12 protein-coding genes are annotated in these 14,532 nt (G+C 46.4%); 2 read left to right on the top strand and 10 right to left on the bottom strand.

The genetic code is table 11. The features are described from left to right. Positions 1-10 precede the first annotated feature (10 nt). The 6 genes from modA to moaA form a co-directional block, all read right to left on the bottom strand. Complete coding sequence (modA, locus tag NLX74_RS12025) at positions 11-832, bottom strand: molybdate ABC transporter substrate-binding protein (protein WP_235309246.1); 822 nt, start codon at positions 830-832, stop codon at positions 11-13. A gap of 102 nt (positions 833-934) precedes the next feature. Continuing rightward, positions 935-2,014, bottom strand: a complete 1,080-nt coding sequence (locus tag NLX74_RS12020) for a thiazole biosynthesis adenylyltransferase ThiF (protein ID WP_302058565.1) — start codon at positions 2,012-2,014, stop codon at positions 935-937. A gap of 63 nt (positions 2,015-2,077) precedes the next feature. Continuing rightward, the gene (locus tag NLX74_RS12015) at positions 2,078-2,809 is read right to left on the bottom strand and encodes a molybdenum cofactor biosynthesis protein (protein WP_302058564.1); all 732 of its coding nucleotides are present in this window, start codon (positions 2,807-2,809) and stop codon (positions 2,078-2,080) included. 55 nt (positions 2,810-2,864) lie between these two features. Then, positions 2,865-3,113: a MoaD/ThiS family protein gene (locus tag NLX74_RS12010; RefSeq protein ID WP_254328852.1), complete on the bottom strand. Its 249-nt coding sequence runs from the start codon at positions 3,111-3,113 to the stop codon at positions 2,865-2,867. A gap of 133 nt (positions 3,114-3,246) precedes the next feature. Next, positions 3,247-4,059 (bottom strand): formate dehydrogenase accessory sulfurtransferase FdhD, encoded by an 813-nt coding sequence (fdhD, locus tag NLX74_RS12005; RefSeq protein WP_165178516.1) that lies wholly within the window; start codon positions 4,057-4,059, stop codon positions 3,247-3,249. 40 nt (positions 4,060-4,099) lie between these two features. Next, a complete protein-coding gene (moaA, locus tag NLX74_RS12000) occupies positions 4,100-5,113 on the bottom strand; it encodes a GTP 3',8-cyclase MoaA (protein WP_069290051.1) in 1,014 nt (337 codons plus the stop codon). A gap of 640 nt (positions 5,114-5,753) precedes the next feature. Between moaA and fdhF the strand changes: the two genes are divergently transcribed. Beyond that, positions 5,754-8,696, top strand: coding sequence for a formate dehydrogenase subunit alpha (gene fdhF, locus NLX74_RS11995; protein ID WP_254328851.1), 2,943 nt, complete (start codon positions 5,754-5,756; stop codon positions 8,694-8,696). A 12-nt stretch (positions 8,697-8,708) separates the two neighbouring features. Next, positions 8,709-9,191, top strand: a complete 483-nt coding sequence (locus NLX74_RS11990) for a helical membrane plugin domain-containing protein (protein ID WP_254328850.1) — start codon at positions 8,709-8,711, stop codon at positions 9,189-9,191. An 82-nt stretch (positions 9,192-9,273) separates the two neighbouring features. On the opposite strand, the gene NLX74_RS11985 is transcribed toward NLX74_RS11990, so the two are convergent. From NLX74_RS11985 to NLX74_RS11970, 4 genes are all read right to left on the bottom strand, one after another. Next, positions 9,274-9,627 (bottom strand): hypothetical protein, encoded by a 354-nt coding sequence (locus NLX74_RS11985; protein WP_235309238.1) that lies wholly within the window; start codon positions 9,625-9,627, stop codon positions 9,274-9,276. Between the two features lie 139 nt (positions 9,628-9,766). Further along, positions 9,767-10,768, bottom strand: coding sequence for a 2-keto-3-deoxygluconate transporter (kdgT, locus tag NLX74_RS11980; protein WP_254328849.1), 1,002 nt, complete (start codon positions 10,766-10,768; stop codon positions 9,767-9,769). Between the two features lie 48 nt (positions 10,769-10,816). Beyond that, positions 10,817-11,824, bottom strand: coding sequence for a tripartite tricarboxylate transporter substrate binding protein (locus tag NLX74_RS11975; protein ID WP_254328848.1), 1,008 nt, complete (start codon positions 11,822-11,824; stop codon positions 10,817-10,819). 129 nt (positions 11,825-11,953) lie between these two features. Further along, entirely contained in the window at positions 11,954-14,395 is a 2,442-nt protein-coding gene (locus NLX74_RS11970) for an AraC family transcriptional regulator (RefSeq protein WP_254328847.1), read from the bottom strand. Between the last annotated feature and the right edge of the window lie 137 nt (positions 14,396-14,532).

Raw genomic sequence — 14,532 nt, 5'->3', positions numbered from 1 at the left:
TCTGTGAATTCTATTTTCCCGTCATTTCTGTAGGGGCTGAAAATCCATCTTTACTGAACACACTCATTGCTTCATCTGTCCGTAGAAAATCAAGAAACTCGCCTGCTTCCTGGCTATGTTTGGTTGCTTTTACAACGCCTTCAGGATACAGGATGGGTGCATGCAATTCCTCGGGCACTTCCAGTGCTATGACCGTTTTATCGGATGATTTGGCATCCGTTAAATAGACGAGTCCTGCATCGGCGTTGCCTGTTTCAACATAATTTAATACCTGTCTTACGTCCTTGGCGAATACCATCTTAGGTTCCAGCTTGTCCCATAGTCCAGCCTTCGTTAACGATTCTTTGGAATACTGTCCGGCGGGAACGGTAGTAGGCTCCCCAACAGCCACTTTCAGGAAAGAAGGACCCATCAGGTCATTGAGCGTAATGCTTTTGTTATCTGTGCTCTTCTCCTTATCTTGCGGAACAACCACAACCAGTTTATTTTGAAGAAGAACGTTATCCTTTTCCACTAATGAAGCATCGGTTAATGCCTTCATTTGCTTCATGCCTGCCGAAATAAATACGTCAGCGGGTGCGCCTTGCTCAATCTGTTTTTGTAATGTACCAGATGAAGCGTAGTTAAAGGTAAGTTTGATATCTGGGTGCTGTTTCTCATACTGGCCTTTGAGCGTATTCAGACTATCTTGAAGACTTGCAGCGGCAGATACAACTAGTTCTGTCTTGGGTGCGGACTGTGCCGATTGTACAGCAGCCGGAGACGAGCAGCCCGCCAGAACCCATGCCAACAATCCAACGAACGTGAATATGTACCCAAATTTCTTTTTCAACTTGTTTTTCCCCTATCCTATAAATTCCAAAATGAAATGACGAAATGTGATAGCGAAAATAAGGAAACATTGTACATCTCATAACGGGTCGAATCTATTGGGTCAACCCAAATATTTGTGATAAATCGATCTCGCCTCGGCGATGTCCTTCGTGCCATGAATTAAGACGCGTCCATCCTGAAAAAGAACGATTCGATGCGTTCCGATAACAACGGATACCAGGTATGGATTATGCTCCACCTTGCCCCCCTGACGGGATAACAAACGTGCCGCTTCATTCAGATCACGTACAGTACCCGGGGCAGGGCGGATTTGAACCGTATCTCGTCCGCACAAGACAGCCGTTTTAGCCTGATGCTCCGATTGTAAAAATGGATACACTGGGTGCTCACCACACGTTGGGCAATCGGCTTTCTTCATGGCGCTGATTTGAATCGCCTGATGCTGATTGTTCCACAGATCGAAAGAAATCAGCTTATTTTGCAAAGCCGAATCGTCCCCGGTGAGCAGCTTCAATGCTTCGGCGCTTTGATAAGCGGCCACCATCTGTACAGCCGGGCTAATCACACCGACCGTATCACAGGTCGCACCGCCAAGTGGTACGGTCCCGAGTAGGCAATGCAAGCACGGTGTCTGCCCTGGCACGATGGTAAAGGTTGTCCCGTAGCTGCCTACACACGCTCCATAAATCCAAGGAATTCGGTGCTTGACCGCATAATCGTTCATAAGCAGACGTGTATCGAAATTGTCAGTGGCATCTACGATAAGATCCACCCCTGCTGCGATATCGTCGATTTCCTCCAGCGAGACGTCCCGGACTAGCGCACGAATGTCCACGTCCGAATTGATTTGCTGCAATCGCTTCTGCGCGGCCACTGCCTTGGGGATCTGACCACGGGCATCCGCTTCGTCATAGAGTTGTTGGCGCTGCAAATTGCTCCAATCTACATAATCACGGTCTACCAACGTCAGCCGTCCGATGCCCGCTCGCACCAGCATGTCAGCATTGGCAGTGCCCAGTGCGCCGGCCCCCACCATCAGCACGTGCTTACTACGGATATTTTGCTGGCCTGTCGGTCCAATTTTCGAGAATAATTCCTGTCTAGAATAACGGGCATGAGACGCATGCGCATGTGCTTGTGCAGCAACTTCTATTTTCTGGATTTTGTCCATTTCTGACATCGTTGATTTACGCCCCCATACTTATCCATTGATAGCTACAAGTTGATCAGACAAGCTAAAAGTTCAAATGTCCTCGCCCTTATGCGAAAGCTTTGGAGTATTTTGAGGGTTCCAGCCACCCAGCTGATGCCCCTTCCATTCTGAGCCGTCCTCCCACACTTCCTTTTTCCAAATCGGTACGATTTGCTTTAACCGTTCAATGGCATGGCGGCTGGCTTCGTAGCAAGTATCACGGTGTGCAGCAGAGACAGCAATCACCACACTCGTCTCTCCAATTCTTACCGTACCAAGCCGATGTGTAATTGCAGTACGTGTAGAAGGCCAACGCTCTGCAATTTCGTCACCAATCTGCTTCATCGTGTTCATGGCCATCGGGACATACGCCTCATATTCTAGCAGCACCGTTCGCTGACCTTGCGTAAATTCCCGAGTCGTACCATTGAAGGTCAGCGAGGCGCCATGAGAAGGGTCGAGCACCTTTGAGGTTACTTCATCGGCATCAATCGGGTCGTACGTAATAGCAAATAAGCCACATTTTGAAACGACCGTCTCCATCCCGGGTGCTGACTGATGGAGAGCAATTGCATCTGATGGAAGCACAAGTTCATCTGGAGAAGCCAAATTTTTATGATGGGTAAAAAAAGAACCTGGCAGTTGTGAAGTCACTTCCGGGTACAGCTCATTCAGCCTTTTTCGAATGTCTGCAATGGTCACTGCTTCCTGTGAAAGTTCTACCGTGATCACATCACCAAGTTGCTCCGCCATACCTGCGAATAGCTGAATACGGTATTGCATATGATCTGCCCCCTTGCACCTATTCTATCGAATTCATTTATTCTATTAATAGAATTCACCCTCCTGAAACCGGAGGAATAATCGCTATCTCATCATGGATACTTATGAGGTCCTCAGAAGCGGCGTAGGCTTGATTTCTGGCAACAAAAGAACCCTGCAACTGGGCTGCTGCTTCAGGGAAACACTCGGATAGCAAGTCTTTTAACGCGGCAACGCTCATCGTTTCTTGATCAGTAGGCACCGTGATTATAGGCCCTCCCATCTGTTCCGCAAGTCCGGCAAATACTTGAATATGATAGTTCATTTAACATCCCCTCCTTTTCAGTACAGTGACTGTCCACCACATATGTACCAAGAAAAACCAACATGAATGAATACCCCGAAAGGTTTTATTCCATGCTGGTTAACTATGACGGTGTACAATGAGGATTTGTATATTATATTTTAGATTCAACCAGTTCATCAATCCGCTCGGTATGCGTATATACATTCAGAGAATGACTGCGTATAAAGCCGACGGTTGTAATTCCCAGATCCTCAGCTAACTCAAGTGCAAGCTCTGTGGGAGCTGACTTGGACAACACAACTTCACAGCCAATCTTCGCAACCTTCAACAAAATTTCAGACGAAATGCGTCCGCTGAATACTATGATTTTGTCTTGTAATACAATATCATGTTTTAGGCAATGCCCATAGATTTTATCCAGCGCATTGTGTCGGCCGATATCTATTCTGGACAGGATCATCCCGTCTTTATCGCACAACGCTGCATTATGAACACCACCGGTCTCTTGGAACGTAAGTGCCGAGCTTTGCATTAAATTCATCAAGCGGAAACAATCGTCAAAAGACAGCGTGACATGGGTATCATTCATTCTTTTTGCTACTTTGGCATCATTCATAAAATAAAAGCCCTGTCTGCTTTTTCCGCAGCAGGAGGTAATGTACCGTTTGGAATGAAAGTTTTGATAAAACTCATTCATTCGACGGGTTTTAATATGAACAAAACCTTCTTTTTCCTGAACCCAAATATCTTCAATATCATCGTACCGTTGAATGACGCCTTCAGAGGCCAAAAAGCCTACTGCCATATCCTCCACATACTCTGGTGTACAAACCATGGTAGCAAATTCCTGCTGATTGATTTTGATGGTCACCGGATGCTCCGTCACCACAGTGTCTTCAAAACGCTTGATCTGACCGTCACGATAACGTAGAATCTCACGTTTTACCTCAGCTGGCTTTTCCATGTGCTCCACTCCCTTGTTTCTGACAGGCGGGCTCTTCGGCTCACCCGCCGATGTGTGACATTTCAATTTTAGACGTTGCTTGCTGTGTATGATTCAGCCGTTCCTCTGAATAGCGGTCGGTACGTTCTCTCCAAACACGCTCAATGTAAGCTCTAATCTCGTCATCAGACTGTTCGGAACGCAGCATCGCGCGAAGCTTGTACCCTTGAGAGGCAAACAGGCACGTGTACAAGGAGCCTTCAGCAGAAATTCTCGCTCGTGTACATGTGGAGCAGAAGGCGTCCGTAACAGACGAAATAATGCCGATTTCCCCGTCTCTGTCCTGATACCTGTAGCGCGTCGCCACCTCACCTTTGTACTGGGGTGGAACAGGCTCTAACGGCATATGCTCATGAATGGCTTCGATGATCTGCTGCTTGGAAACGACCTGATCCAATTTCCAGCCATTGGTGTTGCCTACATCCATAAACTCAACAAAACGTAAAATATGCTTTTTCTTTTGGAAATAGTCAGCCATAGGAACAATATCCTGATCGTTAAAGCCCTTTTGCACGACCATATTTATTTTCACCTGCATCCCTGCTTGAGCGGCAGCCTCAATACCATCCAGCACCGCCTTTACACTGCTTCTGCCCCCGTTCATTTGGCGGAACCGATCATCATCGAGCGAATCCAGACTAACCGTCACTCTTTTCAGTCCCGCCTCTCGCAGTGCTACAGCATATTTAGGCAAAAATACGCCGTTTGTCGTCATTGCAATATCTTCAACGCCATCGAGTTGAGTTAACGAATGAATAAGCAAGGACAAATTTTTCCTCAGCAACGGCTCACCACCAGTAATACGCAACTTCGTAACGCCCAGCGAGACAAAAATACGGGAAAGGCGCGTAATTTCCTCAAAGGTCAATATTTTTTCTTTTGGCAAAAACGGATAGTCATGGCCAAATATTTCTTCCGGCATACAATATCGGCACCGAAAATTACATCGGTCTATGACGGATATTCTTAAGTCCCGTAACGGACGATTCCATTGATCGTCGCTCCGGTTCGCCATCCTGTTCACCTCAATCCGTCTTCATTAATAAAACTCTTTACACTCTAAATTGGAACGGCATTTCCATTCATTTTATACTGAACCAAAAAACCGGCATCACAACAACTTCTTCGCTTATGAATATCGAAGAATCTGCTAAATGCCGGTTAATTTATCTACATCAGGATTTTACGAATCCCACTTCATGTGATATAGAAAAATCAAACTAACAAGCGCTGCGACAAATAAAATATACGCGGTTCCCACGCACACTCCATTTACGATTGCTCTGAAATAGATTACATTCCTATTGTTAGCAATCCTGGAACGTTTGTCAATGATTTTTCGATTTCTCAAACGATAATCATTATCAATTAAAAAATTAATAATGTACCGTTGAACTATCTTAAATTTTACGTTATAGTTACACGAGATGACATGCAGAAAATGACATATCTAAGTTATTCAGAAGTTATTGATATACAGACGGTGCGTACTGTTTGTTATTATTACATATTCAAATGGCGGATTGGCCTCCAGGACCTAGAGCTTGGTCACTACTCCACCATAAACACAAGTGCTGGAACACGAGCACTTGTGTTTATGGTGGAGTTTTTTTATTCCTAATTTTTAAATTTAAAATCTGAAAGGAGCCTGAACCGTGACTGATAGTACGATCAAAATTACATTAAACGGACAGGAACTGAAAACGAAGAACAGCGCAACGATTCTTGAAGTGATTAACGAAAACAACATCGCCCATCCCCAGCTGTGTTACGTTCCCGAAGTCGATCCGATCCGCACCTGTGACACATGTATCGTGGAAGTGGACGGAAAACTTATGCGTTCCTGCTCAACACTGGCTTCGGATGGAATGAATATTCATTTACACTCGGATCGCGCGAAAGCAGCTCAAACCGAGGCTATGGACCGATTGCTAGAAAATCATCTCCTCTACTGCACAGTGTGCGATAACAACAACGGTAATTGTACTTTGCATAATACAGCAGAGCTTATGGAGATTGAACATCAAAAATATCCGTATCAACCGAAAGTTGACCCGACAGAAGTAGATATGTCTCATCCCTTCTATCGATATGACCCCAATCAATGTATTGCATGCGGCCAATGCGTAGAGGTATGCCAAAACCTTCAGGTCAATGAAACGCTGTCCCTTGACTGGGAAGCGGAACGCCCTCGCGTCATATGGGATGACAGGGTTGCAATTAACGATTCCTCCTGCGTCAGCTGCGGTCAGTGTGTAACCGTCTGCCCATGCAATGCCTTGATGGAGAAATCTATGCTGGGAGAAGCAGGCTTCATGAGTGGCATGAACAAGGATTTATTAAATCCGATGGTGGATTTAATAAAGGAAGTGGAGCCGGGCTATAGTGGGATTTTTGCTATTTCCGAAGTCGAAGCAGCAATGCGTGAAACCCGTACGAAAAAAACGAAAACCGTCTGTACGTTTTGCGGTGTAGGTTGCAGCTTTGAGGTTTGGACCAAAGGCCGCAAAATTTTGAAGGTACAACCTACCTCTGAGGGACCTGTTAACGGTATCTCAACATGCGTAAAAGGGAAATTTGGCTGGGATTTTGTGAACAGCGATCAGCGTTTGACCTCCCCTTTAATTCGTCAAGGTGACGAATTTGTGGAAGCTACCTGGGAAGAAGCCTTGAGCCTGATGGCCAGCAAAATGGGAGCTATTCAAGAAACTTACGGCGGTGAGGCACTCGGCTTTATTTCTTCGTCCAAATTTACCAATGAAGAAAACTATTTGATGCAAAAGTTGGCTCGTCAGGTCTTCCAAACGAATAACGTCGATAATTGCTCACGGTATTGCCAATCTCCTGCGTCATGGGGGCTGCAATACACCGGAGGCATCGGTGGGGACAGCGGTACGATTAAAGACATTGCCAAAGCAGGTTTGGTCATGCTGGTCGGTTGCGCGCCGGGAGAAGGACATCCAGTGTTGGCTACTCGTATCAAACGTGCGCATAAGCTGCACGGTCAAAAGTTGATCTCGGTCGACCTGCGCAAGCATGAAATGGCAGAACGCGCAGATCTGTTCATTCGTCCGAAGCAAGGTACGGATTATGTATGGTTATCCGCTGTAGCCAAATACATCATTGAGCAAAACTGGCATGATGTAAAATTCATTGAAGAGCATGTAAACTTCTATCCTGAATATTTGAAGTTGCTAGATCGTTTCACCCTGGAATTTGCCGAACAGGAAACTGGTATTTCCAAAGAGACACTGATTCAGGTAGCGACTATGATTCACGAAGCCGACGGCACTGCCATTTGCTGGGGCATGGGTGTGACGCAAAACATCGCAGGCTCTTACACTTCGATTGCAATTGCCAACCTACTGCTGGTGACTGGAAACTTTATGCGTCCGGGTGCAGGCGCATATCCGCTTCGCGGACATAACAATGTTCAGGGTGCTGCCGATATGGGTACAATGCCGGATATTTTCCCGGGCTATCAGCCCGTGACGAACGATGTCGTTCGTGCCAAGTTCGAAGCGGCCTATGGCGTACAAATTCCAGGTCAACGCGGACTAGACAACATTCAGATGCTGGAAGCTATTGAAACAGGTAGGCTCAAAGCGATGTATATCGCTGGAGAAGAGATGGCATGGGTGGATGCCGACTCCAACCATACCCAAGAAATGCTGGCGAATTTGGATTTCCTTGTCGTTCAGGATGTATTTCTGAGCAAAACAGCTGAATTCGCCGATGTCATTTTGCCAGCCGTACCTTCACTCGAAAAAGACGGAACCTTTACGAACACCGAACGTCGTGTCCAGCGTTTATATGAAGCACTCCGCCCTATGGGAGACAGTAAACCGGATTGGTGGATTTTCAGCCAATTTGCCAAGTACATGGGATTTGATTGGGATTACAGCCATCCAAGTGAAATTTTTGAGGAAATGGCGTCGCTCACTCCATTTTTCTCCCAATGTAATTATGATGTATTGGAAGGCTGGAACAGCTTCCACTGGGGATCGCCGGATGGTAGCAATACACCGCTACTGCACACCAACGGCTTTAACTTTCCGGATAAAAAAGCGCGTTTGGGACTTTTCGAATATGTGCCACCGAAAGAGTACCCCGTTGAATTCGATCTGACCTTAAATAATGGTCGACTGCTCGAACAGTTTCATGAAGGAAATATGACGACCAAATCAGCGGGTATTCAGCTCAAACTTCCAAAAGTATTTGTAGAAGTGTCCCCTGAATTGGCTGAAGAGCGCGGAATCCATAATGGATCGCTGGTTCGATTGGAATCCCCTTATGGTGCGGTCAAGCTACGCGTTCTGGTTACAGACCGGGTGCAGGGAACTGAAATTTATGTGCCGATGCACTCTACCAGCCATGATGGTGCGGTCAATCTGTTAACTGGTGGAGCGTTCGATGTGGTCACCCGTACACCGGCCTATAAACAAGCCAAAGTACGGATGCAAATTTTGGAGGTAGACGGTCAAAATCCACTACCACGTATCAATCCGCGTTACAAAAAGCGTCATCCGCAAAATGGGGTTGAAGTGGACCGTAAGTGGAATCGTCCCGGTTACGTCGATTTAGTGGATCAAAAATAAGGAGGTCAAGCCGTGGCTAAGCCTATTTCAATTGTGAGAAAACGCATTTTGACAGAAGAAGAACGGCAAAAACAATCGCTGGATCAGCTTACTGCTGATCTGGCGGACAATGGGGCGGCATTGCAGAAGACACTTGAAATCGTACGTGAACTGCACGATAGTGGTCTTCTCGAAGCAGCTCAGTCTATGCTGAAGGCTAAAGAAAGCATCGCCAAAATCGCTGTAGGACAAGCGACGCGTAAGCCTGTGACGAACATCATTAATAATCTCATGGGAGCAGCAGGAATGCTGTCTGAGGTAGACCCCGAGCTGATGAAAAAGCTGGCAAAAAGCGTTACTAATGGCCTGAACGAAGCCGATAAACATCTAAAGCAGAATAAAAAGACTCGTCTGCGCGATCTTATGAAGGCGATGAATAATCCAGATGTAAACCGGGCAATGGGATTTGGCATTCATTTTCTCAAAGGAGTGGGAAAAAGTTTGTCTGATAAATAGCTCATAGAGCGTGAAGGTGGAAGACTAGTAACAACAGACAATAAAAAGAGCTGGCTCCGAAAACGGGGGCAGCTCTTTTTATTTATTTTTTATCCACCTGCAATAGCGTCACCGTTTTAAGAGAAATGGCATCTTTTATTTGCTCCTCTGCGATGACCTTGAGCTTAAGCAAACTGGCAATCTTCGACGTATCCGGCTTGGAAAACAAGCGCCATAGCTGCGGATCAGGCAGTGAATCATACAGCTTTGTATGATCGTATTCCTTGCGGTGCTGCTGTATAATCTTGACTCGGTAGTTGCCAATTTCCCAATCTGATACTTCCTGCTGTGCACAATGTGCGGTAATGTCATTACGTAAATCAGTCAGTTCACCTTCAATTTCTTTTTGCTTTTGCTTTAACTGGTAGTAGCGACGCACCTTGTTTTCCAATCCCATCACGCTCCTCTGCTTACATATGTATGTTTGCAGAAGCGTTTTAGGACAAGTTTTGTAATGTTAGGATTAAAGGTATAACTGTAAAAGCATTTCCCGGGTAATGGAAAGGTCCATAAGGCGAGCCATCATCATCCAAACTTTATTTAGGCACATTCGCCCCTGGTTTTACAGGTCCTACTCCTTGGGATTTCCCCTTACGTTTCATATAATTGGCCCAGTATGCTGTCAGAATAGGTACTAAAATCGAGGTCACAATGACCGAAGCAGCAACTAAGGCCGTTGCAGATTGCGCTACAGGCAGAAACTCAGGCTTGATGTTGGCGACAATGACTGGATTGGCTACTGCTGCACCTGCTGTACTGGAGGCTGCAATCCCTGCTGTACCGTTGCCACCACCGATATATTTATCAGCCAAAATCAGCGGAATACCTGTAACGATAATGACAAAAATACCCAATAAAATACCAAGCATACCTGTCTGGACAATGACACTCAGGTCAATGGAACAACCAAGTGCAAAACCGAAAAACGGAATCAAAGCTTGCGTTGCGTTCCCAAAATATTTTCGGAAATCATGATCCAGATTGCCCAACATAAATCCGACCAAAAATGGTAATACCGCCCCCACAAAGGTCTGCGGTTCAAAAACGGCCAGCCCGGTGCTACCCAAAATAATCATGGTCACCAACGGACCCGATTCCAGTGACATCAGTACAAATGCTCCTGCCTCTTCCTTCGAGCCATACTGCTGCATAATAGAGGCGTATAACCCGCCGTTCGTCATATCCATAGCCGAGATCAGCGCCAGCACCGACAAACCTGCAAATAGCCCACTTTCTATACCACCAACAGGCAGCAATCTGGATGCAATGATCGCCACTACCCACGCGACCGCGATTTTAGTCAATACGAGCGTTCCTGATTTACGCAATACAGTACCCGTCGCTCGCACATCTATAGAAGCACCCATACAAAAAAACCACACTGCCAAGATGGGTACCGTACCTGTCATCAGCCCCTTGGTAAAAGATCCAAAATAGTCGCCTGCCCATGGAGTAAATGTATGAAAAAGCGCGCCAATAAACAGCGGCACCAGCATAATGCCCCCTGGAATTTTATCAATGTTTTGTTTGATTTTCATAACTTCGTTCAACCCTTTCGTTTTTGCCAATGCAAAAACAAGGCCGTGTTACTTGCGGCTCAAGCCGAGCTCGGGAATCAGTCTCGCGAAGGTATCGTGACTCTCCTTCAGTTGCCGCGCGAATGCCTCTGCATCCTGGACACGCAATCCCAACCCATGCTTACGCATTTCCTCCCTGAATTCCTCGTCTTTCGTCCCCTTGATCAGTGCATCCGTCAGCGTTTGAGCAACTTCATCCGGTGTATCCTTGGGTACAGCCAGCCCTCTCCAAGTGCCGATAAAATGTACACGTAGCCCAGTGGCTTGCTGTAGTGTCGGCACTTTTGGAAACGCTTCCGAAATAGTGTCTGCCTGGATCGCCAGTATGCGAAGTTTCCTTTCGTCCACGTATTTCTTCACTTCTGCGGGACTGACGGGTACAGCATCCACAAATCCGCTCATTAAAGCGGAGACGGCTGGGCCTGCTCCCTCATAAGGGATATGGGTAAAGCGAACTCCGCTTTTCTGCTCCAGCATCGCGGCAGCAAGGTGCCATATGCTCCCTGTGCCTGCATTCCCCATTTTGAGCTTGCCGGGATGAGCCCCAGCATCCTCCAGAAATGCCTCCGCTGTCTTCCATGGTGCATCCGCCCGGACCGTAATGGCGGAAGGGTCCATATTGGTTTGAAGCAGCGGCTTAAATCGCTCATAGGTGAGCGGTAGCAGTCCCAAATGAGGCAACGTAGTCAGCTCAGCGACCAGATACGTTACGGTATAACCGTCCGTCTGCGCCTCAGCCCCTTCCATCAGCCCGACAGAACCGCCTCCTCCCGTTCGATTAACGACGATGATCGGCTGACCGAGATGCTTTTCGGCGGCTTTCGCCAACGCTCTCGCGGTAATATCCGTACCGCCTCCGGCTGCGTAAGGAACGACGAGTGTTATTGGCTTCGTAGGAAATATACGGCTGTGATCCTGCAAGGTGTGGTGATCCACATATTCACTGATACTCAAGGCAGAAAGCATAGCTACTCCCGCCGCAACCAGCACATATTTTTGCCATGGCTTTTTCTTCATTACGTTTCCTCTTCTCCAAAAATGAACTGGGCCCGTCATGCGCCCGTTTTCACCTCCAACGTTTTTGGTCTTGTTGTTTGCGTTTACATGAAGTCAATGTACCGCAACGTGGAGGGCTACAGCTATCGCTTAATCTTCGTATTTATCTTCTATTTCGCCAAAGTATCGACCTTTTGACCGATCTGCATATTCATTGGAAGATTTGCTGATTTGTCTGAATTTCCCTGGGGTCACTTGTTTGTGCTTGCGGAATACCCGGATAAAGCTGTTCTCATTTCGGTATCCGACCTGTTCTGCAATTTCACCGATTTTCAAATGGGTTTCACATAGTAATGTGCATGCCTTTTTTACGCGTAGTCCAGTCAAATAATCGTAAACGGTGGTCCCCGTTTCTTCCTTGAACATGCTGCTCACTGAGGACACGCTCATGTGAACATGATCCGCAATTTCCTGAAGCCCGATGTTCAAATGTAAATGATGCTCCATATACTCGATCATCTCTTGTACACGCACAAAATCTTTGGACTGGATGCGTCCATTCCATTTTTCTTCAATATCAGTCAACATAATGACCAGCAATACCTCCATGTCATGAAGGTCTAGCGTCAGAATCTGATTCCAGTGGTAATCAGCAAGCTGATCCGGCGGCGTCACACTCTGAGTGGCACACCATTTTAGCAAATCTTCCAGCAATTCATGAACAAACAAGTAGACCTGGGCTGGGGATGTTCTGTGAAGTCGAAGTTCTTCTACCCAGTGGCTGATTAGCTTTACACTTGAACCAGGTTCCTGCGACTCCAGGGCACGAATCATTTCCACACGCCGATTGTCCAGCAATGTTGAATCCTGAATCTGCTCCTTTGACTGTTCATCCACCGTATTATCCTTTTTCACACTTATACTGCTGTCTATATTCGTATATGAACGTCCATACCCCTCATACAAACGCAAATTAAGGGCCTCTTTTCCTTTTATAAAAGACGCCCGTGCCTCTCGAATATCCGTGACCATATGACCAATCCCTATAGAAATAGTCAAAGGAAGATACTCACCGACAACCTGAATCAGCCTATCCACGTTTTTGTGAAGCAAAATGCTCTCTTGGAGGTCAGTCTCTGTACCAACTTCATTCGAACTCTCGCTGAACTGTAACAGCACAATAAAACCACTTTCCTCCTCCGGCGAGCATACTGCTTTCCAGTGAGGTTCGAGCATCTCTAGCAAAATATTGTTCAGCGCATACTTGAGCAGCATTTTATCTTCTTCTGGAAAGCTTGCGGCCCACGCAGAATACCGGTCAATGGACACGATCATGACAAACAAAGAATGGCCGTCCCAATCGGAAAAATACTGTTCCCATTTCATACGCATTTCCTGTATGCCCATTCTACGCTGGATGACATCTTCCATATATTTGGAACGCAGCTCCGGCAGGCTTCGCTCTACCACCAATGATTTGCGGTGAAACTCTCCAACCAGTTTGCTAATCACAGGTTCCAGGTCATACAATCCTCCTTGGCGCGTTCCTTTATTGCCCGAATTCAATAGGCTATTAATTTTTTTCATGGGACGAAAAGCTGCATAATTATAATAGTAAACTGCTGAGCACCCAGCCAGTATGGAGATAAAGGCCAGCCACAGCATCATATTGCGCGCCAGCTTTACATTTTTCAGCAGCTTGTCCATCGGAACGAGCGATACTAGACGCCAGCCCGTTACATCAGAAAAGGTTTGGTTCGCCATATATTCCATGTCCTCTATCTCCACATAAGCATAGGGACTCACATCCAGTTCTTTTAAAATCCTGCCCATATCATTTAAGGGTAAGGACGATCTCAGCTTGGGATAGATCAACTCGCCCTCCAGATCATACACGTATTGCGAGTTGGATAAATGAATATAGAGTTTGGAGAAAAAACGGTCATAATCCAGATTGATTAGCACCGCACCCATGACCTGACCATTCTCTACTATGGGCCTGACCAGCGAAAGCAGCTCTACCGCCCCCTGCTCACGATCGGTGCCGTACCAACGCCGCTTAATCAACAACGGCTTTTTTTCAATATCCTGAATCCAGGGAACCCATGTGGTATCCGGTGCCTGCTTCCAATCAGGCCTGTAACCATAATTGCTGGATACGAGAGCATGATTGTCCAAAGAAATAACTTCAACCGAGTAAATTTCTTCGTGCGAAGAAAGGGTTTTCAAGTATTTGTGAAGCCGATCTATGACGGAGGCCTTGTCTTCCAGCGATTCCCCATCTGTTTGGACACGTACAAAGGCCTCTACGTCTGGATGATATGCTGCGTCCAGCGCCTTGTTATCAGACTCACGAAAAGCCCGATTGGTCACATCCAGATTGATTTGCAGCAATTCTATATTGGGTGTGTTCAGCTCGGTATCCAAACCTTCACGGTATCGTGAATACGATAGCAAGCCGATCACGCTAATTACAAGCGACACGCACAGAGTGAGCAGTAGAATCAATCTTGTCTGTTTATTTTTCAGTATCAATCGAAGCTTAAGTCGCAACATTCCCGTAACTTCATCCTTCCGGACTTCGTTGTCCATCTTCCTCTTGCCAATATATGTGGTGACATATTCTCCCTAAATCTATTTGACGTAAGAGTTGGAATTCCCTGCCTATGTATATCAAACTTAATATAAGGATTCATATAAAAAAGAAGAAGCCTCCCTGTACTGTACAA

Source organism: Paenibacillus sp. MZ03-122A (assembly GCF_024213325.1).
Classification (GTDB): Bacteria; Bacillota; Bacilli; order Paenibacillales; family Paenibacillaceae; genus Paenibacillus; species Paenibacillus polymyxa_B.
The sequence above is the reverse complement of the archived record's forward strand: the minus strand, read 5'-3'. Positions and strand labels throughout refer to the sequence as shown.

What these genes read in the sequence shown, in the direction of transcription:
- NLX74_RS11975 (WP_254328848.1), bottom strand. Translation starts at nt 11,824, where the DNA reads ATGAAGAAAAAGCCATGGCAAAAATATGTGCTGGTTGCGGCGGGAGTA.
- NLX74_RS12020 (WP_302058565.1), bottom strand. Translation starts at nt 2,014, where the DNA reads ATGTCAGAAATGGACAAAATCCAGAAAATAGAAGTTGCTGCACAAGCA.
- NLX74_RS11970 (WP_254328847.1), bottom strand. Translation starts at nt 14,395, where the DNA reads ATGGACAACGAAGTCCGGAAGGATGAAGTTACGGGAATGTTGCGACTT.
- NLX74_RS12015 (WP_302058564.1), bottom strand. Translation starts at nt 2,809, where the DNA reads ATGCAATACCGTATTCAGCTATTCGCAGGTATGGCGGAGCAACTTGGT.
- NLX74_RS11985 (WP_235309238.1), bottom strand. Translation starts at nt 9,627, where the DNA reads ATGGGATTGGAAAACAAGGTGCGTCGCTACTACCAGTTAAAGCAAAAG.
- NLX74_RS12010 (WP_254328852.1), bottom strand. Translation starts at nt 3,113, where the DNA reads ATGAACTATCATATTCAAGTATTTGCCGGACTTGCGGAACAGATGGGA.
- fdhD (WP_165178516.1), bottom strand. Translation starts at nt 4,059, where the DNA reads ATGGAAAAGCCAGCTGAGGTAAAACGTGAGATTCTACGTTATCGTGAC.
- moaA (WP_069290051.1), bottom strand. Translation starts at nt 5,113, where the DNA reads ATGGCGAACCGGAGCGACGATCAATGGAATCGTCCGTTACGGGACTTA.
- kdgT (WP_254328849.1), bottom strand. Translation starts at nt 10,768, where the DNA reads ATGAAAATCAAACAAAACATTGATAAAATTCCAGGGGGCATTATGCTG.